General features: G+C 38.2%; 20 protein-coding genes and 1 pseudogene. 11 read left to right on the forward strand and 10 right to left on the reverse strand.

Going from position 1 to position 20413, the window contains the following annotated elements; genetic code table 11:
- Positions 1-228 precede the first annotated feature (228 nt).
- The 4 genes from MKX65_RS06975 to MKX65_RS06990 are packed head-to-tail and all read right to left on the reverse strand — an operon-like array spanning position 229 to position 3185.
- The gene (locus MKX65_RS06975; RefSeq protein ID WP_340902974.1) at positions 229-465 is read right to left on the reverse strand and encodes a DUF5348 domain-containing protein; all 237 of its coding nucleotides are present in this window, start codon (positions 463-465) and stop codon (positions 229-231) included.
- Entirely contained in the window at positions 462-1262 is an 801-nt protein-coding gene (locus MKX65_RS06980) for an AAA family ATPase (protein ID WP_197197386.1), read from the reverse strand. Before MKX65_RS06980 ends, MKX65_RS06975 begins: the two co-directional genes overlap by 4 nt.
- The gene (locus tag MKX65_RS06985) at positions 1255-2610 is read right to left on the reverse strand and encodes a DDE-type integrase/transposase/recombinase (RefSeq protein WP_160549917.1); all 1356 of its coding nucleotides are present in this window, start codon (positions 2608-2610) and stop codon (positions 1255-1257) included. The genes MKX65_RS06980 and MKX65_RS06985 overlap by 8 nt, the downstream gene beginning before the upstream one ends.
- A gap of 44 nt (positions 2611-2654) precedes the next feature.
- Positions 2655-3185 (reverse strand): DUF6431 domain-containing protein, encoded by a 531-nt coding sequence (locus tag MKX65_RS06990; protein ID WP_340902976.1) that lies wholly within the window; start codon positions 3183-3185, stop codon positions 2655-2657.
- A gap of 209 nt (positions 3186-3394) precedes the next feature.
- Here MKX65_RS06990 and MKX65_RS06995 point away from each other — a divergent pair, with 209 nt between their 5' ends.
- The 3 genes from MKX65_RS06995 to MKX65_RS07005 all read left to right on the forward strand — a co-directional run bounded on the left by MKX65_RS06995 (position 3395) and on the right by MKX65_RS07005 (position 5839).
- Positions 3395-3871, forward strand: coding sequence for a hypothetical protein (locus MKX65_RS06995; protein ID WP_340906175.1), 477 nt, complete (start codon positions 3395-3397; stop codon positions 3869-3871).
- Positions 3872-4064: 193 nt separating this feature from the next.
- Positions 4065-4814 (forward strand): RNA polymerase sigma factor SigI, encoded by a 750-nt coding sequence (gene sigI / locus MKX65_RS07000; RefSeq protein WP_340906176.1) that lies wholly within the window; start codon positions 4065-4067, stop codon positions 4812-4814.
- Positions 4811-5839: an anti-sigma factor domain-containing protein gene (locus tag MKX65_RS07005; RefSeq protein ID WP_340902978.1), complete on the forward strand. Its 1029-nt coding sequence runs from the start codon at positions 4811-4813 to the stop codon at positions 5837-5839. The genes sigI and MKX65_RS07005 overlap by 4 nt, the downstream gene beginning before the upstream one ends.
- Before the next feature lie 35 nt (positions 5840-5874).
- Here MKX65_RS07005 and MKX65_RS07010 read toward each other — a convergent pair whose 3' ends face one another.
- The gene (locus MKX65_RS07010) at positions 5875-6072 is read right to left on the reverse strand and encodes an alpha/beta-type small acid-soluble spore protein (protein WP_119707319.1); all 198 of its coding nucleotides are present in this window, start codon (positions 6070-6072) and stop codon (positions 5875-5877) included.
- A 113-nt stretch (positions 6073-6185) separates the two neighbouring features.
- Positions 6186-6536, reverse strand: a complete 351-nt coding sequence (locus MKX65_RS07015; RefSeq protein ID WP_160546341.1) for a DUF3905 domain-containing protein — start codon at positions 6534-6536, stop codon at positions 6186-6188.
- A 135-nt stretch (positions 6537-6671) separates the two neighbouring features.
- Here MKX65_RS07015 and MKX65_RS07020 point away from each other — a divergent pair, with 135 nt between their 5' ends.
- Positions 6672-6833 carry a hypothetical protein gene (locus MKX65_RS07020; protein ID WP_162927708.1) on the forward strand — a complete coding sequence of 54 codons (162 nt, stop codon included), beginning with the start codon at positions 6672-6674 and terminating at the stop codon, positions 6831-6833.
- On the forward strand, positions 6833-6973 hold the full coding sequence (locus tag MKX65_RS07025; RefSeq protein ID WP_340902983.1) for a hypothetical protein: 141 nt from the start codon (positions 6833-6835) through the stop codon (positions 6971-6973). The genes MKX65_RS07020 and MKX65_RS07025 overlap by 1 nt, the downstream gene beginning before the upstream one ends.
- Before the next feature lie 35 nt (positions 6974-7008).
- Here the strand turns inward: MKX65_RS07025 and MKX65_RS07030 are convergent, their stop codons facing one another.
- The 3 genes from MKX65_RS07030 to MKX65_RS07040 form a co-directional block, all read right to left on the reverse strand.
- A complete protein-coding gene (locus MKX65_RS07030; RefSeq protein ID WP_340902985.1) occupies positions 7009-8754 on the reverse strand; it encodes a B12-binding domain-containing radical SAM protein in 1746 nt (581 codons plus the stop codon).
- Between the two features lie 212 nt (positions 8755-8966).
- Complete coding sequence (locus tag MKX65_RS07035; RefSeq protein ID WP_169187606.1) at positions 8967-10304, reverse strand: ISLre2 family transposase; 1338 nt, start codon at positions 10302-10304, stop codon at positions 8967-8969.
- Positions 10305-10531: 227 nt separating this feature from the next.
- Positions 10532-11569, reverse strand: a complete 1038-nt coding sequence (locus MKX65_RS07040) for an acyltransferase family protein (RefSeq protein ID WP_340902987.1) — start codon at positions 11567-11569, stop codon at positions 10532-10534.
- Between the two features lie 262 nt (positions 11570-11831).
- Here MKX65_RS07040 and MKX65_RS07045 point away from each other — a divergent pair, with 262 nt between their 5' ends.
- The 6 genes and pseudogenes from MKX65_RS07045 (at position 11832) to MKX65_RS07070 (ending at position 19152) form a co-directional block, all read left to right on the forward strand.
- Positions 11832-12842: a 2-oxoacid:acceptor oxidoreductase family protein gene (locus tag MKX65_RS07045; protein ID WP_160546339.1), complete on the forward strand. Its 1011-nt coding sequence runs from the start codon at positions 11832-11834 to the stop codon at positions 12840-12842.
- Positions 12842-15136 (forward strand): thiamine pyrophosphate-dependent enzyme, encoded by a 2295-nt coding sequence (locus MKX65_RS07050; protein ID WP_160546338.1) that lies wholly within the window; start codon positions 12842-12844, stop codon positions 15134-15136. The genes MKX65_RS07045 and MKX65_RS07050 overlap by 1 nt, the downstream gene beginning before the upstream one ends.
- 147 nt (positions 15137-15283) lie before the next feature.
- On the forward strand, positions 15284-16126 hold the full coding sequence (locus MKX65_RS07055) for a PAS domain-containing protein (RefSeq protein ID WP_340902988.1): 843 nt from the start codon (positions 15284-15286) through the stop codon (positions 16124-16126).
- Between the two features lie 130 nt (positions 16127-16256).
- Positions 16257-17756 (forward strand): transposase, encoded by a 1500-nt coding sequence (locus MKX65_RS07060; protein WP_340902990.1) that lies wholly within the window; start codon positions 16257-16259, stop codon positions 17754-17756.
- Between the two features lie 86 nt (positions 17757-17842).
- Positions 17843-18640 (forward strand): annotated as a pseudogene (locus MKX65_RS07065) (ATP-binding protein); the annotation flags it as partial.
- 14 nt (positions 18641-18654) lie between these two features.
- Positions 18655-19152, forward strand: coding sequence for a methylated-DNA--[protein]-cysteine S-methyltransferase (locus MKX65_RS07070; protein ID WP_340902991.1), 498 nt, complete (start codon positions 18655-18657; stop codon positions 19150-19152).
- Positions 19153-19176: 24 nt separating this feature from the next.
- Here MKX65_RS07070 and mtnK read toward each other — a convergent pair whose 3' ends face one another.
- Positions 19177-20364: an S-methyl-5-thioribose kinase gene (gene mtnK / locus MKX65_RS07075; RefSeq protein WP_160546336.1), complete on the reverse strand. Its 1188-nt coding sequence runs from the start codon at positions 20362-20364 to the stop codon at positions 19177-19179.
- Positions 20365-20413 lie beyond the last annotated feature (49 nt).

The following is a 20413-nucleotide window of genomic DNA, read 5'->3' on the forward strand; positions in this document are numbered from 1 at the left end:
TGGAAAAAAAAACTAATGTCGAAAAATGTAGGAAAAGTCTTGCATGTTCAAGTGATAATTCTTCTTTATTTCGTACAACCTATAAGTAATGAAAATTAGCTGGTGATTAGGATGAAATGTTAATGACGTTCTCCAATGTCCAGAACTTGACGGTGTTGATTGTCCTAAAACTGACGGATTCACTGTCCAAAAATGAAAGGGAAGCAGTTCACATGCTTCCCTAATGATTTACAAATCAACTTGATACGTCTCATTTTTCTTAAGGTAGAACCTAACATCATTTCGACCCGTAAGGATATACCAGTCTCTGCCCAATTCCAAGCGGCAGGAAAGAGTCTTCCCACTTCCCAGATGTAGATCAAACCATTCACCACATCTCATCTTATAACCAGAATTGTCTCCCCAAAACACGACCCAACAATCCAACTCTTCATTGTAATTCATTTCTTTCCAGCGACTTTTCATGAAAGCTCACCCTGTATGACTTGCTTGATCATATGGTCGTCAATGATCCTTCGGCCATTTTGTGAGCCATAGAGTAGACTATGTGTGCAGAGTTTATTTATCAGCCTTGCGGCACCACCAGAAAACCGATGGATTTCGTCGAGCGCCCCGTCAGAGAAAATTGGTTGATCAACTCCAGCATAACGAAGATGCCTAGAAACATATTCCTCAACCTGGGCACGATCGAGATGTCCTAACTGGAATTGGATATCGATTCTTTGGCGTATCGCTGCGTAGGATTGGAGTCGAAGACGATCCCACAATTCACTTTGACCGACGAGAATGAGTGCCATCGGACTTTGCGAATCCATTTTGAAGTTCAGTAAGAAACGAACCTCTTCAAGCATTTCCCGGTCCAGAAGATGGGCTTCGTCCACTACCACCACAGGTTGTAGCCCTCGTATGCCTTTCATTAATTCAATCTCACGATGAAGCTGCCGTTTTGCATCTCCTCGATAAAACTTCGCTTCGGAGCCTAACTGTTCCAAAAGACCTTTGTAAAAATGACGAGGTGTTAATTTAGAGTCGGACAGGTAAAGGATATGGAATTTCCCTTTATCCAATTTGTCCACAAACTTACGGATGGTCGTGGTCTTTCCAGTACCACTATCCCCACTCAAAACGGCAAAAAGCTGTCTTTCAGCTGTGTACTTCAGCCTTCCAAGGATTTCTTGCATCATGGAGGAATCATACAATTGATCAGTCGGAAGATCTCTGGCGAAAGGGGTGTTATCCATTTCATAGAAGGCTTCAAACACGAGAATCATCCTCCTTCCAAACGGCACGGAAGGTCACGGCAGGTTTCTGTTCAGTTTGACGTTTTTGGTTCTTTCGTTCAGCTGCCTTTAATAGTCTTGAAGATTCTACATCCTGCACCTGTAGGTGCTCAGGTAATGCAGGACGCTTCCCAGCTCTTTCCCCTATGACAAGCTTTTTGGCCTTCCAAGGAGTATGATCCTCGAACTCAATGGTCAGCTCCTTGATATTCGCAGGGTCATAAACAACCTCAACCTGTCGTCCAATGAATGCCAGGCCCACCTCATATTTTTGATCCATGAAGCTGATACATCCTGATTTATCGACTTTTCTCGTTTCACAATGGAGAAATGCATTACTCAACGTATCCGGATCGATGAACCGAATCGCTTTCTTATCTGAACGAAATGCCGTTTCCGGGCTAATTTTCTCCCCAAGTGCAGAATGAGGCTTATTCTGATAACACTCTGTCAGCCACACTTGGAAAAGCTCATTCAGACGATCAAGTGTATTGGGTTTTTCGATGACAGCCTCACTGATGAATGAATCTATGATTCTATTGAAGCGTTCAATTTTCCCTTTTGATTCAGCTGAGTACGGCCGTGTGTAAGTAAGGCGGGTGCCTATTTTTGAGCAGGTACGCGACATCCATTTGGTTCGATATTGCTTTCCATTATCAAAATAGACAGCCTCTGGAACACCATACTTCTGGATGGCCTGACGGAAGGAATCCTCAATGATCCTTGAATCCAATGTAGGGTAGAAAGCTGCATGAAGCACAAACCTGGTTGCGTCGTCGATAAAGGCGACAAGATACACTTGTTTCTTCATTCCATTGGGACCAATCGGCAGGTAAGGGCCATACTTGATATCTGATTGCCATAGTTGGTTGCGATGTCGCTTCTGAAATCTCCTGGCAGCTACTCCTGTCTGGGAATAAAGTCGCATATGCCGTGTGCTGTAACCTTTTTCAGTGAGCTTTTCCTGGAGCGTTGACCTTTTGATCTGTCCTGGCTCAGCCAACCCTTCCCACTCGAGTATCTGTATGATTTGTGCTACGCTCCGGCTTGGCACTTCCTTACGCAGAAGGATTGCCTGTTCCAATAAATGAGGAGGGATAGCTTCAGACTTACGAGCACCTTTTCTTCCTTGTGGCTTTAGTCCCCCAAACCCATCTTCCTGAAATTGAGCCAAATATCGCCTGATGGTTCTTTCTGAAAGACCGCTGGCCTTCACTATTTGGTCTCTTAATTCCTTTACCTTCCCAGCGTCAAGCCCCTCTGCCAATAAAGGGGATATCAGCTGAAAACGCTGCACTGCCAATTCCTCTGATTTCTTATGTTCCCTCATGATACACTCTCCTCTCTGTGTCTATCACGAGTGTAAATCAGGTGTTATTGGACAATGAATGCAGAACGGGTGTGTATCCATAAATTAATATTTACGATGGGCCGGACAATTCTTGTTAGCCATCCATTGGCATCTCCTGCCAAGCGTCCTATCCTTTGAAGTGCGGTCCCTGAACATTTGGACGTGACATCCAGGGGGATATTTCCTTGGTTGGTTCTGATCATGATGGAATTCAAACAGCCTATCCAATAATCCACAAATTGATGAAACCAGCCGTACCATCTCGAAAGAGTGGAATCATCGGCGGGAACAATGTGGGTGGACGGGTTCGTAAGAACGTCTTCGATACATTCAGCCTCATAGCGTTTATAAGGAATCAATAAATCTGGAAGTTCATGATGAATGGTCTGACAATTGGTGCACTGCAATCTTCGGATGTTATATGTCTTACTCTGACCTGTATGATCCTTGGCTTTTCGATTCTTTGTACCTCTAACCAACATGTCTTTCCCGCAGCATGGGGAAGGAATCCTCCCCGCACCCCTAACTAAAAACTCCAGTAAGTATGTTTTCAATCAGCTGATAATCTGATACAATAATCATATACTTTTTTTGTGGGACGTCTCCTGTATAACTGTTGGCGCAGTTATACATTATGGGGGACGTCTTTTCCTTTCCCCAAAATAAATGTCGAAATGTTTCGAATTATATACGGACATTATAATCGACTAATTCTGGACAGGCAATACCGTCAACTTTAGGAAATTTAAAGATGTCAAAAACAATGAAAAAACAAGGGAAGTTAGAAGCTGTATTGTGGAGTATTGCGCTGCCTGGATTTAGTCAGCTTCTTAGGGGAAGCTACGTGAAAGGGGTACTATTCGTACTTCTTGAGTTTGTAGTTAATGTAATGAGTAACTTTAATGAGGCCATAATGTTAAGTTTTTTATGGGAGATAGATCAAGCGTTTGCAGTACTTGATTATCAATGGCTGATGTTTTACCCTTGTCTTTATATGTTCGCTATGTGGGATGCATATCGATCTGCAATGCCCGAAACGGAGGAATATTCTTATCTTCCTTTTGCCTTCGGAGCCTATTTTATTACAGTCGGGTTGATGTTATCTAAGAAAGTAAAGATTTTTGGTGTCGTATTTGGGCCAATCTTTCTTCCTATGATGTTTTTGGTGCCTGGTTTGCTTATTGGTTTTATAATCAGATACTTAATTTTAAGAGCAAAGGTACCAAAAGTGAAGTTCTAACTTTTTGTTAGAACTTTTTTTGTTTTTTTCGACTTTTACACCCCCATAGCATTCACAAGTTGCTCGTAGGTATTTAGTGACTAGAAGATAGCGGCCGCTTCTTACTAGAATGGCTCTCTTTTTTCCAATAGCTTACCCTTAAAAATCACAACAAAGTATCGTATGATATATGGTGATAAGTGAGGTGAAGCTGTTGTTAGGTTTATTGTTTTTACCTAAAAAGAAGAAACGTTCATTAGAAGAGACGGTATTAGCCATCCAAAATGGAGACCAAGCCCTTCAAAATGAACTTATCTATCAATATAAACCCTTTATTGCAAAAACGGTATCTTCCGTTTGTAAAAGATATATTAGTGAAACAGACGATGAATTTAGCATTGGTTTAATTGCATTTAATGAAGCAATACAAAAATATAGTTCGGATAAAGGCAGCTCCCTGCTTAGTTTTGCAGAAGTTATTATAAAAAGAAGAGTGATTGATTATATCCGGCAGCAAATTAAGCACCAAAATCTGTCAATGGATGCAAATGGCTTTGAAGAAAACGAGGATGAGGTTTCTCAGTCTAGTCTTGAAGCGAATATGTCACTTGAGGAATATCATAAGCAAACAGATGATGAATTAAGAAAACAAGAAATTATCCGTTTTTCAAAACTTTTAACGGAGTTTGATCTAACTTTTAAAGACTTGGTAGAGAATTCTCCAAAGCATGCAGATGCTAGAAAAAATGCCATGCTAGTTGCAAGGGAAATTGTTTCTAATGAAGAAATTAAGCAATTTTTAGTAGAGAAAAAGAGACTTCCAATCAAACAAATTGAGAATTCTGTAAGTGTTAGCAGGAAGACGATCGAACGGAATCGAAAATATATTATTGCTATTGCTCTTATATTAATGAATGACTATCTATATTTACAGGAGTATATAAAAGGGGTGTTGGAAACGTGAAACAAGGAATCATAATGGAAGTTAATGATCGTTTTTTAACATTATTAACCCCCGAAGGTGAATTTTTAAAGGCCCGTAATCAAAGTAGAAATTATCAAATAGGACAAGAAATCTCATTTGTTCCGTTTGAGAAAGAAAGTTTCTTGAGTGGTTGGGGCAAAGTTCTTCATAAAAAAACAGCAGGGGTACTTGTCGCGGCATCTCTTCTTCTAATATTTTCTTTCGTTCCATCTAGAGTGGATAATGAAGTGTATGCTTACATGTCAATAGATGGAGAATCAAGCATTGAACTTGCTGTAAATAAAGATCTCGAAGTTATAGACGTAATTGCTTATAACGAGAGTGGAAAAGAAGTTATTGCTGACATTGATTGGGAAAATGAGCAAGTTGATAAAGTATCAACGGCAATTTTATCTAGTATTGAAAACCAAGAAGTACATTCTGATACACAGGAAATCGTCGTTGGTACGGTCTTGGCTGGTACTCAAGTAAACAAAACGGATGAAAAACTTCATCAAGTGATTGATTCCTTAAAGAAAGAGACAGAAGTGGAAATTGCTGATGTTCAAGCGACTGCTGAAGAAAGAAAAGAGGCAAAAGAACAAGGCGTTTCTGTTGGTAAATACAAAGCTCAGCAAGCAAAAGAGAAAGCAAAGGAAAAGAAAGAAGATAACGCGAAACAAGAGGAACCATCAGTAGAAACACCTGCACCTAGCGTGAATAATCCAGTTAACAACTCTACTGATATACCTGCAAAGAATAATAACGGTAATGGAAAGGCCAACCCTAACTCAAATGCTCAAAAAAAAGATTTAAATAAACAAAATTCAGGGAATGGCAATTCTAAAAATAACAATCCTGGACAACTAAAAAAAGAAGTTGATTGGCAAGCTAAACAAAATGGTAACTCAGGAAGAAAACAAGAAATGAATCGGCAAGCTAAACAAAATAGTAACTTAGGAAAAAAACAAGAAGTAAAGAATAACGAAGTTCATAGTAATAATGAAGAAAAGCCCCGCAACTAATGCGGAGGCTTTTTGCCATTTGATATGAAGTTTTATTAAAAATTACGACCTGACATTTGTGCTTGTGCTTGTTTTACAAGTCGCTTTGTAATTTCTCCGCCAACTGAACCGTTCCCTCTTGATACTGTATCTCCACTTAACGTAACACCGAATTCTTGAGCGATTTCGTACTTAACTTGATCTAAAAATTGTTCCACGCCTGGAACTAAAAGCTTGTTACTATTTCTTGCCATAATATCAGCTCCTTTTTTTGTATTTACAGAGAAATCTTCTCTGTATGTGTAGTATGCAAGCATTGACTTGTTAACATAAGTGGTAAGTTTTCGTATTTTAGGGAAAAGTCGTATTAATCTTTTCCATGACTAACATCTTTTGTTGGGTGCATAAAAGGGTATCCCTTCGGTTTTTTCTTGCTTTCCACAAGGTCTCTATTTTCACTTGTGTTCCAACCAATATCATTTGTCGGATGTACCCATTCGTCACCGGACATAACGGCTGGATCCGTATCTTCACTCCATTGTTCTAATGGGGAATTAGGTGAAGCATACAGGCTATCTCCAATAACAACGCCTTGAGAGTTAATAAATGGTGGTTCTATGGTAATGCCTGTTCCCTTAAAATCTGGAGAGTTTATTTGATGAGGTAGAGTACCGTCGATTGAATAATTTTCTTCCAATTTTTTTCTCTTTTTGCTCATAACAATCATCCCTTTTTCTTTTATATTTTGTTGTCCATGGATTTTTATAAGTAGAAAATGAAGACAAAAAAAGGAAGAGTGAAACATAAAAGAAAAGTGAAACATATATGTAGTTCCATTAAGGAGGAATGAAAAATGGCTAAAAGAAAAGCAGAGCGAGATGCTGCCGTAAAATATAGCAAAACACCTAAGAAAAATGTAAATGAATCTGAATTTTCAGCGGAATTTACTTCTGATGAGAACACGATGAAGGGATTTAATCGAAACTCTAAACAAGGAAGAAAAGGTAGATCCTAATGAAAAAGAAAAAACAAACCCCAAACGTTGAATTTGGAAGTGAGTTTGGTGATATCAATGCAGCCAAACATTATGAAGTCCCACTGATGAATGGTGATAAAAAGCAAGGCAATAAGAAAAAGCAAAATAAGAAAAACTAAGGAGGAGCTTATAAAGCCCTCCTTAGTTTTTCTTATCATTTTTTTGTTCCAAATAATTGCGATTGTTGCTTTGTCGGTTCAAAATAGGCTAAAAGACTCGTTTTTCCTCGTGAAAATATTCCTGAATGCATATACTCTTGATAGTCAAAAGAAAGCTCTTCTACGATGGAATGCTTGTAAAGCTCTTTTTCTTTAATCTCTAAAGCAGCAAAATCTTCTCCTAATAGGCGAGGTTCCTCAAGGATCATGTGATATAGAGCAGACCTCTCATCCTTCTCAAGACGATCCTCCCACCACGATTTTCGTGGTTTGAATTTTGCGTTCTCCAAATAGTCAATCTTCATTAAGCTTAAGATAACATCTTGGTCAGGAAGATCTATGGATTTGATGAATTCAAACAAACGCTTAAATAAATCTTCAAGCTGGTGACCAATTCTAGACCAACCTCTATCTTCCCAATAAGAACCAAATTTTTGGAAAAATTCAAAAGGAGAAGAGAAGGAGTTCGTAACTAAATATTCAATCGTATGGTCCATACGATGATCATTCCAATACTTCTCTAGCACATCTTCCACTTGCTTGATTTTAATAATATCATCAAAGGACAGAACATTATTACCTAGAATTTCATACGGTGACTGGTCCATATAAATGTATTGGTGGTCATCGGCTCGTAAACGCAAGCCAGTACCTCTAAGCATTTTTAAAAATCCTAATTGTAGTTCTTCAGGTCTCATCTCAAATACATCGTTAAAGGTCTTTTTGAACGTATCATAATCTTCTTCAGGGAGACCCGCGATTAAGTCAAGATGTTGATCTATTTTCTTACCGTCTTTAACCATTGTTACCGTTCGAGTAAGCTTCTCAAAGTTTTGTTTTCTCATCACAAGCTCATTTGTATAATCATTTGTAGACTGAACACCAATTTCAAAGCGGAATAAGCCTGGAGGTGCTTCTTGGTTTAGAAATTCGATAACCTCAGGTCGCATGATATCGGCAGTTATTTCGAATTGAAAGACTGTCCCAGGTAAATGTTCGTCTATTAGAAAACGGAACATTTCTAGAGCATAACTACGGCTAATATTAAAGGTACGGTCAACAAACTTGATCGTTTTTGCACCGTTTTTCATTAAGTAACGGATATCTTCTTTAATTTTTTCACGATCAAAATAACGTACACCTACTTCAATAGAAGAAAGGCAAAATTGACAACTGAAAGGACATCCTCGGCTAGTTTCAATATACGACACACGCTTTCCTAGGTGCTCCATATCTTCTTTAAAACGGTATGGAGAAGGAAGTTCACGTAAATCAAGCTTATGACGCTGTGGATTTAATTTGATTTCTCCTGTTTCGGTACGGTAGGAAATTCCAGCCACTTGATGAAAATCTTTCTCAGAGTCTAGCTGCTGAAGAAGATTTTTAAATGTTTCCTCACCTTCACCAATGACAATAAAATCAAATTGAGGCACTTTTTCCATCCATTCCATCACATCATAAGTAACTTCGGGACCACCTACGACTATTTGAATCATAGGATTAATCTTTTTGATCATACTAACAACTTTGATTGTTTCTTCAATATTCCATATATAACAGCTAAACCCAATAATATCCGGCTTTCTTTGGACAAGATCGGTTACTATATTCATTGTTGGATCCTTAATCGTATATTCAGAAAGCTCGATCTCAAATTCAGGTTCAGCATAAGCTTTAAGATAGCGAATAGCTATATTTGTATGAATATATTTTGCGTTAAGTGTTGCTGCAATAACTTTCATTTTTTGCTCCTTTTGTGTTTCTTTATACAATCAGTATATTTTATCATATTTTCTCCAAATATAGAGAAGGGAAAACATAACAGATTGAGTCAAGTTTTTGTGGGAGGTTTTTTTGGATAGAAAAACTCCCCTCTTATTTAGTTATATTTCCCACCTAAATGAAAGCGTTATCTAAACAATTTAGTTTTGTTTTTGTTCATTTCCTTCATTTTTTAAAAACCTCGTAAGGCTTGTAAAGCATGGTATATCGGCTTTCCTTTTTGCCGATTTAAATATGATAAATTATTTCTTGTTAGCTCTCCGACTGAACTCTTTAACTTTTCCACATAATATTTTGGCTGAGAAACAGAAGCGGTTTGATCGTTAGGGTTAATTCGTCCTAAAATCGTCTTGATTTCTAATTCATCCTTCATACCAACCATAAAGTCAATAAATGCTTGTATTCCTTTATCGCACCAGCTGCGGCCGTTTTTAAGCCGTTTAGCGAATACACTCATCGTTCCTTCCGCACTTCCCATTGGACGATAGTGGCTGGTGTCTATGTCTTTTTCCTTCAACCATTCGCGATAATCTCCAAGGGCCTGAGGATATTTTGACAGCTGTTGTATGAACTCTTCTAACCGTTCTTCTTTCTTTTCGTTTTCAAGAGTACCAACTGCACTATTAAGTTCCACTAGGAATCCTTTCGCATCATATTGAGCCAGTTTCTTACGAATGACTCTATATCTCTTATGGCCTTTGAAAAGCGTTTTAACCTCACGAGCTACATGGAATCGGTCGATGACAAAGAATGCATTCTTATAGTGATCCTGACAAGCCGTAATCCACTGGGCTCCATCCCCATTAATTACGAGGTGATGTTCACTCGGATTGTAGTTGTAATTATCTATTAAGAACTGCTCAAATCCTTCCCAGAACGCTTCTTTACCTTTGTGGACATAGTGACGTTTTGCGATTAAGGATGTTCGTTTCCCGTTGACTATCCAGCCCTCATGTACGGAAGCAATCTTTTCTTCCCGCCCACGTCGTTTTCCACGTTGCCTTTTCACATATAGTCCGTCTACTTCTACAAAGAGCACTTTCCTCAATTGGTCGGTCGGCTTGACGAAAGTAACTTCTGTTTGTAGAAGGTGTTGACGAATAGTCTCATGGCTGATTACTTTGTAACCTAGTAGTTTCTCAATCATGGAGGAAGCATGACGATAGGATGTACCTTGAACTGCCATTTCCATTGCCATCGTTTCAACTAGGGGACTGAAACCTTTTGACCCCTCAAACTCTAAATAGTGATCAAGGAGATAAACGTATCCACCCTTTTCCCTGTCCCTATAGTAATTCCGATTGATGATAATAGAACCGAATGAAGTATCCATCTCTACGGCTCGCTTATCCTGAAGGTAAAATCTCTTTTTATCTCTATTTTCTGCAATCTGTTGATCCATTTCTTCGAGTTGCTTCGTGAGAACTTCACCAAATGTCTTTTGAAGCATAACAAATAAATCTTTTTCCAGTTCTTTTAATGTGGGTAATTGTATGGTATCTTTTTTCATAGGACTCCTCTTCCTTGTATTTGTGGTTTTCGCAGACTTTACTATACAAGAAGAGAGTCCTTTTTTCATTTGATTTTATTTTCCATCTACCGCACTTCCGTTTGGTGACCTGTTTCTCAATGGATGGGTCTACGCCCCATCCATTGAGAAACAGGGTACAACATCTCCCACAAACATTTTACTCATACAACATAACATACAAAACATAGAAAAAAGGAAGCCGAAGTCTAATGACTGAGCTTCCTTTTTTCTATATATTTTTGAAATCTTGTAACGAATTGCCTCAGGCGTGACATCTTTAGTTCTATCAATGGCTGTGCAAAAGTCGTAAAAAGCTTACTCGATAGTAACACTGTAATTACAAATGAAATTAATAGAAGCAGAAAGAAGGTTTCCACATTATAAAAATAATCCTGTACATCACTATGCCTAAATGGCTGAACAATAAATCCGTGTAGCAAATAGACGTAAAGTGTATTTTTACCAAACGGAGTAAAGAACAACTGCCTCTTAGGAATGAGTGAGAAAAAGGCTAGAACCAGTATAGTACTAAGCAAAAGTAGTCCAAACCTCATAATAGGTGCAGTATAGATTTCTGCACCTAATGCTTCGTATGGTTTTGATCCAAATAGCCATTGATAGTTCATATCAGGTGCTACAAAAAAACCAGTGAAGACGATAGCGAACAGTATAAGTGATGCAACTCGGTAAGGTGTACTTGAAAGAGTTTTAAAATGCTCCTTTTTTAAATAAAACCCAAGTAAAAAGAGTGGGAAAAATACAAATGTCCTTGATAGACTTAAATAATTTGTCATCCAATCTACATACCCAACAAGTAAACTGAGAATAACAGCAAGCATCAGGGCAATTTTCCTATTCACTTTTGTAAAAGCAAATAAAAATAGATTCCAAAAGAATAGACTGATTAAAAACCAAAGTGACCAATGGGGATCAAATGGGTCCATCACAAAGGTCTCTTTTGAATCTAAAAAGAAATAGAATACTGAATAGATCAGCTGAAAAATTAAATATGGGATAATTAGTTTAAAGGAAATTTTCCTCAAATAGCCTTCCTTCTGAAATCCTTTGGCAAAGTATCCTGATATGAGAATGAAAGCTGGCATATGAAAGGTGTAAATCGTTTTATATAAAGTATAGACCGTATAGTGGTCTTGAATAAATGATTGGATTAAGTGACCAAACACAACAAAAAAGATTAATATAAATTTTGCATTATCAAAGTAAAAGTCTCGTTTTTTCATCATATCCTCCTTCCGAAAGTCTACTATTTCTTACCCTCTTTTTCTAGTCATAAAACCTTACACTTTCTTCCAACCTCTCCCTTCCGGCTGTTTTAATACATATAAACGCCTGTTATATAATGGTTTTTGTTTGGTTTTATTGGGAAAATAACAAAAAAAAGCAGCTGTTTCATAAAAAAATCTCTATTGTTTGATATTTATCACAGCGTAAAGTGGCTCATTACCTTAAAATTTAAACAATTAACTTTCGTTTTGGGGGGAGCTTATGTCAATTTTACCTGTTAGAAATGAGTTAGGTTTTTTTGAAATACGATTGGAATCTATTGGAGGATTAGGTGCAAACCTAGCCGGAAAAATGCTTGCTGAATCTGGGGTGCTTGGGCACGGATTGAATGGTTCAAACTTTTCATCCTATGGATCAGAAAAGAAAGGTTCACCAGTAAAGAGTTTTATCCGGTTTTGCGATGCTGAAGTTGCCATCAGGGACCATAGCCCAATAGAACAGCCTCATGTAATTGGAGTTTTTCACGAGGCTTTATATAAAACGGTTGATGTGGTAAGTGGTTTAACGGGTGACGGTATTGTACTGGTTAATTCAACTAGAGATTTTGATGACGTGAAAAAAGACTTGAAACTAAACTATGGTACACTGGCCATCGTTGATGCTCTCGGCATTGCTGTTGAAGAAAAAACAAAAGTGAATACTGCGATGCTTGGTGCCTTATTCCGCATTTGTAGTTTTTTAAACCCGGAAACCATGAGGAATGTTATACGAAAGACGTTTGAAAAGAAATATCCGCACTTAGTAGAACCAAACATTCGCACATTTGATCGTGGATATAATGAAGTACAATTCAAAACTTATGAGGTACCAGATCATGCGGAAGGACGATCCTTTACTAGACCTGTACCGCAGCTCGGATATAACACACAGGCTATTGGGGGAGTAATGATTTCTCAAGCGAATAGTATTTTGAAGGACTTAAGTGGGTCTAGACAAGGGTTTGTCCCTGAATTTCATCAAGAAAAATGTATTAATTGTGCTGCTTGCGATACAGTTTGTCCTGACTACTGCTTTGTTTGGGAAGAAGGAGAAGATAAACGAGGTCGAAAGCAGACGTTCCTTAAAGGAATTGACTATCAATATTGTAAGGGGTGCTTAAAGTGTGTAGAGGCATGTCCGACAGATGCATTAAATGACCTTCGAGAAGTGATTGGTTATGCAAAAGAACATTCAGTAAAACAATACTTTCCATTTGTAGGGGGTGTAAGGTAATGGCAACTTTAGAAAAAGAATTACAAGCAATGGGTTTGCCTGAACAATTAGCTACATTTGAATCTGGAAATGAAATGGCCGCTATGGCTGCAGCTCAAATCAACTATCATTTAATGGGATATTTTCCTATTACCCCATCAACAGAGGTGGCGCAGTATTTAGATCAGATGAAAGCTCGTGGAGAGCATACTATTAAATTAATAGCAGCCGATGGAGAGCATGGTTCTGCGGGCATTTGTTACGGAGCAGCTGTGACAGGTGCACGTGTGTTTAATGCGACAAGCGCAAATGGATTAATGTATATGCTTGAACAGCTCCCCGTTCAATCCGGCACTAGATTCCCGATGGTTATGAATCTCGTTACAAGGTCTATTAGTGGACCGCTAGATATAAGAGGAGATCACTCTGATTTATATTTTGCGTTAAATACGGGTTGGGTGATCTTAACAGCAAGAACACCCCAGGCAGTTTATGATATGAACATAATGGCTTTAAAAATAGCTGAACACTCAAAGGTCAGATTGCCGGTGATTGTCGCTTATGATGGCTTCTTTACCTCTCATCAAAAGCGTAAGGTAAACTATTTTAAAGATCGAAAAGTTGTACAAAATTTTGTGGGCGAATGTCCAACTAATTATCATTTTGCTCGAGACCCTAAAAAACCAGTCACTATCGGTGCTCATATGAATGGTGACGATCTATTAAACAACCATTTCCAGCAATCGGAAGCCATGTATGCAGCTGGCGAGGTTTTTAAAGAGGTAGCAGAGCAGTACCAAAAGATATCTGGAAGGGAATATCCGGTACTTGACTTGTACGGAATGGAAGATGCAGAAGTTGCTTTATTCTTATTAAATTCTGCGGCAGAGTCTGCAAAAGATGTAGTAGACCAGTTCCGAGCTAAAGGAATAAAAGCTGGAGTAATCAGCCCAAATATTATTCGTCCATTCCCTTCCGAACAGATTCGTGATGCACTGAAAAATATAAAAGCACTTCTTGTTGGGGAACGAGCAGATTCATATGGAGCAAACGGACCAAACCTCACTCATGAGGTGAAATCTGCTTTACAGGAGGATAAAGAAAATCAAACACTTGTATTAAGTCGTGTTTTCGGACTGGGAGGAAAGGATTTTTTCGCGGATGATGCCACCAAGTTTTTTGAGATGACCCTTGATGCAAAGGAAAAAGGCTATGTTGAGAAGGCATTTGATTACTATGGTCATGTACCTGGTGAAGTTGAAAATGTGCTGAAACCAGTTATTGAACCTCAGTCTGGCGATGCATTCAAAACGGGGTTAATTGAAGTGAACCAAGATGAAGAGACGAAAAAGCTCAAGGTGAAAATTCCACCTTTACGAGCTTTGACGACAAAGCCAAAGAGACTAGCATCAGGTCATGGTGCATGTCCCGGTTGTGGAATCTTCCCAGGCCTTGAGTTATTCTTTAAAGGAATTGAAGGAGACGTGGTCGTTCTATTCCAAACAGGTTGTGCGTATGTAGTCACAACTGCTTATCCACATTCATCTCATAAGCAAACGATGATTCATAACTTATTCCAAAATGGTCCTGCAACTCTATCGGGAACACTAGAAGCATTTTTAGAGTTAAAGGAAAGAGGAGAAGTACCGGTTTCAGACGATGTCACATATGTAATGATTACAGGTGATGGTGGGATGGACATTGGTATGGGTTCTGCCATTGGAACGGCTTTAAGAAATCATAAGCTGATTATGCTTGAGTATGATAATGAAGGGTATATGAACACCGGATCACAAATGTCATATTCTACGCCATTGGGTCATATGACAAGCACAACAAATGTAGGGAAAGCACAACAAGGAAAGGCATTCCATCATAAAGATACAGCACAAATAATGGCTTCTACAAATATCCCGTATGTGTTTACGGGTACAGAAGCATTTCCACAAGACTTGATTAAAAAAGCAGCAAAAGCTCAGTGGTATGCCCAAAACGTGGGAACAGTTTACGGGAAGATCTTAATTACTTGCCCCTTAAACTGGAAGTCAGAGGAAAGATTTGGTCAAACTATTATGGAAGCAGCTGTTAATTCATGTTTCTTCCCACTGTATGAAGTGGAACAAGGGGAAACGACCATTACGTACAATCCGGAAGACAAGAAAAAGCGTATACCTTTAGCAGATTGGTTAGCCTACATGGGTAAAACCAAACACTTACTAAAGGAAGAAAACAAGCCAATGCTAGATGAGTTTGGTAAGGAAATAGAGGCAAGATGGCAACGTTTGAAGGCAAAGCACGAAAATCCATTATTATAATAGGAAGGAGCAAAGTTAACTACTTTGCTCCTTTTACTTTTGGGTTTGAAATATTTTTCATTAGAAAACGTTCTTTTTTCCAATAGAGGAGTTTTGGGAATAGTGTAGAATTCATAATTAAGAAGTTCCTTTATAAGGAGAGATACCGTGAATACGTTCCTTTCAAGTATAGGTATAGAGAATGTGCGAATCAATCAAATGAAGAAAAATAATATAGAGATACCCATTGCAGACCTCTTTAAATCATTTTTTATAGAGTCTCTTGATGCGATTATTTTTTGGAATGAAAATATGAGCGTCATTAATGCAAACGATGCCGCCTGTCGCTTATTCGAATGTAGCCTTGATATATTAAAGCAATATCCAATAGATGCTTTTGTGTACGAAAAGGATGAAAAATATCATGCGATCATTCAAGACTTAAACAGAAGAGGTTCCGTTCGTGACGAATTGCTATTTCAAATGTACAATGGTCAAATGAAATATCTTGAGTTTTCAACCAAGCTTTATGTCGTTGATGGATATCATATGACCATTTTTAGAAATGTGACTGAACGGTACCAAATGGAAAAAAAGCTAAGAGAGAGTGAGCAAAAATTTCGAAAGATTTTTGAAGGCTCCCTTGACGGAATGTTATTATGGGATGAAAATCAAAGAATCATAGATGTGAATCCAGCCGGTGAAAAGTACTTGAAAGTATCTAAATATGAAGTTGTCGGAAAAACAATGCGTGATTTGCTGATCAATTGTCATTTTCCGGATGACGAGTTAAATGAAGTTATGAAAAATCTCATGATTGAAGGTCATGCAACAGGTACGATAACATTAACGACAAGAAGTGGCAAGACTTTACATTATGAGTATTCCACCAAGCAAAATGTAGTAAATAGACTCTCGGCATTCGCCGAGTTAGATGGTACAAGGATTTTCTTGTACCATTTTTATTTGATTCCTCCTACTTTTAGTAGGGGGATGTTTCACGTTTTATAAGAAGAATTGGAAATTCCTCAGTGAAATTTTGTTGATTTTTTTGTCGAAAATACTTGACTTTTTGAAAACACCACAATAATCGCCGGCGAAGGGATTTATTTCCTTATAAACCGTGAATTGGGGTGTTGAGGTGAAGCCAACTGTCGTTAGTCATGAAGATTACCAAAACTTCGTTTTAGAACAATTAAGAAAGCATTACTCTGGTAACGTCCTTACTATTGTAAATAATGATTGGCCCATTATTTACAAGTTATGGATCACTGACCTTTCTCAGATTACCTCGTGGCTTCGGAGCTCTTATTCGAATAAAGGTCCGGAGCCTCGTGATCCGTCTTCTATGATGCGCTCTTACCTTTTGCTTCTTTTGGCTAAACCAACTCTCAGTATTACTGAATGGGTTGATGAATTGTATCGAGTGCCTTTCTATGCCATCATGAGTGGCTTTGAACCGGGGAAAGTTCCTGGTATAGGGACTTTCTACGATTTTTTCCACCGTTTATGGGGAAGGGATAACGCTAATATAAAACCCAATATCAAACCGAAACGCCAAAAAAAGAAAAAGAAGAAACCCAAGAAAGGCGAAAAAGCGTCCCCATCAAGTCCAGGTATAGTTAGAAAGTTAATCGATCGTTTTTTTCGTTATGATGCTAAGAAAAAAGTGCTGCCAAGCGATCGATTATTTGAATTATTTCAATCTCAATTTCTCCATGTATCAGCGAACCTAGGCTTACTCGGAGACTTGGACGCTCTAGGGGTTGTCGGAGACGGTACCCCGATTGAAACGGCTAGATTTCCAAGAAGCAAGCGTACTTGTGAATGCAGTGCCCAAGGACTAACGAATTGTAACCATCCTCGTCATTATTCCCAACCTGACATCGACTCAGGGTGGGACAGTTCACGGGAACGCTACTTCAACGGATACCATCTCTACATGTTATCCACTAGCGACAGTCGATACGACCTACCCTTGTATCCAAGACTTCAACCAGCTTCCCGGCATGATTCTGTCAGTCTTGTTGCCAGTTCTATTGAATTTTCGCAACGCACTACCTTGGGCACAATTGGTAAGATTCTCTTGGATGCTGCTCATGATGCGGAACCTATTTATGAATTGCTAGATCATTATAATATCGAGCCTTTCATTGATCTGAATGTTCGAACCAAGAAAAATTTCAGCACTGAAAGCGATATACAAATATCTCCCGAAGGGACACCAATTTGTTCTGCAGGGTTAAAAATGAAGCCCAATGGTTTTGATAAATCCAAAAACCGGCAGAAATGGAGATGTCCACTCGCATGCGGCACAAAAATTACTTGTGAGAATCCCTGTTCTAAAGCTAAATACGGTCGAACATTTCATACATTCCGGAAGGACAACCTTCGGTTGTTTACTAAGACTCCGAGAACGTCTGAAAAGTGGAAGCTAACTTATAAGCGTCGTACATCTGTAGAACGGTCGAACAAACGTGAAAAGGTTGATTATCATTTAGAATTAGGTCGTCATCGTTCCACGAAAATGTGGTACATTCGGACTTATGCCATTATGATGTGCCAACATATTGATGCTTGGTACGACGTTAAAAAAGAAAAGCTGAATCTCGAAAATGTCATTTTTAAAAAGTCTGCTTAATCATTTTTAAAAATTTTATAAGCAAGGCTTATTTGGTATGCATTTTTTTGAAAAAGGAAATGAAAAAAAGGAATTTTCATCGAATCGAAGCTAATTTCCAGTTATTTTTTTACAAATCCCATAAAAATGACTTAGTTATTCCGAGAGTCTATGTAAGTAACCTAAGTTTAACAACTTTTAGGGATGTTACGGAAAAGCTTGAAATGGAGGCTAATCTTCATAAATCTGATACCCTTAGTGTAATCGGTCAGTTGGCAGCTGGAGTTGCACATGAAATTCGTAATCCTATGACTGCGTTGAAAGGGTTTATTCAGCTTTTAGAAGACTCCAGTGAAGGAAAGCATTCGATGTATTTTGATGTAATTTCAACAGAACTGAATCGTATTGACGCGATAATAAATGAATTTTTAATTTTAGCCAAACCACAAGCGATTAAATTTGTGGAGCATAGTATTACTCAAATCATGTCTGAAACGGTTAATCTATTAGGTGCACAAGCTGTTTTGTACAATGTTCAGTTCCTCCTTCATTATGATGATGATTTACCATCGTTAATCTGTGAGCCTAATCAGTTGAAAAAGGTTTTTATAAATATGATTAAAAATGGAATAGAAGTTATGCCGAGCGGTGGATTTATCACGATTACAATGAATCAAACTACAGATAATCGGATCCATATTTCGATAAAGGATGAGGGTTATGGTATTCCAGAGGAAAAGTTAAAGAAACTTGGTCAGCCATTCTATACGACAAAGGAGAGGGGAACAGGCCTAGGTCTAATGGTTTCTTATCGGATTATAGAGGAGCATGAGGGTACGATTAAAGTCGAAAGTGAAGTTGGAAAAGGGACGGTATTTCATGTGTATTTACCAGTCGGAAAATAAAGGTGGAGTCATGTATGAACAGATTGTATGGAACGGTTGAATCGGAGTTAGGGACCATTTATATAGTAGTTGAAGATGGACTGGTATCGGCCGTTCATATTGGAGTTGAAGATTTTAAGAGGCGTGAAAGAGTTCACCAGCCGATTTTTTCACTTGATAATGAACTGGTAAAAGAAGCAGTGCAGCAAATGAAGGACTATTTTTCAAAGAGAAGACAGGACTTTGATTTGCCACTTCAGTTGGAAGGTACTGAGTTTCAACAATCTGTTTGGAACGTCCTCCACTCGATTCCATTTGGAACAACTTACAGCTATCAAGAAGTAGCAGAAAAGATAGGAAATAGTAAGGCGGTTCGTGCAATCGGACAGGCGAATAAAGCAAATCGTCTTCCTATTATTATTCCATGCCATAGAGTAATAGGGAAAAATCAGAAGCTGACAGGTTATGCAGGAACACGTACAGATATAAAGGAAAAGCTCCTTACATTAGAAGGAGCTGGCTTTAAACGATAGTAAGATTACGAGTAGAGAATCATTCTACTCGTATTTTTTTGTTTGTAAAAATGTAACTAACTCTTCAATGGATGTGAATTCATTGCGCTTGAGAATTAATTCTCTACCTAACGCTAATGATTTTTCCTTCGCTGCAATTCGTTCCTTTTCATCTGGAAGACCATCCAAGTCTGCTACATGGGCAAGACCGATTGTTCTTCTTATTAGTTCGCATCCAGCAAAACCAACTGCATCCTGAAAGTATTTTTGTAGAGTAGAAGAAAGGAAACCGTCAATACGAGCAAATGGTTCTAAATTGTCATGTTCCCATAGGATTGAAAATTGATTTTGATACACATTCCAAAATGTTCTTACCTGTGAGTATATCGAATCGGATTTTTCTTCGAAGGCAATTGCTTGGAACAATAAATTGGCAATGACTTGACCAATATCAAAACCTACAGGACCAAAGTATGCAAATTCTGGGTCAATTACTTTTGTTTCTTCCTTCGAAACAAATAAGCTGCCTGTATGAAGATCACCATGTAAAAGTGCTTCCGCTTCCGTTAAGAAGCTTTTTCTCAGTAAGGCTACCTGAAGTTTTAACTCTGTATCCTTCCATAGTTTTTCAACGGTTGAAGTGAGCTGTGGTTCAAAATCATTGGTCTCTGCATCAAAGTAAGGATCGGAGAAAATTAGGTCCTCAGTAATTTTACATAATTCTGGGTTGATAAATTTTCCAACAAGCTCTTTCTTTTGTCCCTTATCCACCCCGAACTCTGATGTGAAAAAGGTTGTATTGGCTAAGTATGTGCCAAGATGACTTGCAAGCAGGGGATATTCGTTTCCGTCAATTAACCCTTTTCTAGAGATAGTCAAATGTGATAAATCTTCCATAATCGTAATAGCTAATACTTCATTCGTATAATACACGTCAGGCACGAATTCTGGAGCATGCTTTTTAAATAGTTTTAATGCTTCTGCTTCAATAGTGGCACGTTTTAAAGTGAGTGGCCATGACTCACCTACTACTTTTGCATATGGAAGAGCTTGTTTTATGATGATGCCTTTTCCATCTTGATCTTTAATATGAAAAACTAAATTTAAATTGCCATCTCCTATTTCTGTACACGATAGAGTACTATTTTCGGAGAATAAATTTCTCTCTTTTGCTAATAAGATGGCTGTTTCTTCTGTTAATGGTTGATAAGTTTCTTGTATTACTGTTGACATAATGATTATCCTCCTATTGCATAAAAAAACCTCTTTCTACTAGAAAGAG

Origin of the sequence: Robertmurraya sp. FSL R5-0851 (genome assembly GCF_038002965.1) — a bacterium.
GTDB lineage: Bacteria > Bacillota > Bacilli > Bacillales > Cytobacillaceae > Robertmurraya_A > Robertmurraya_A beringensis.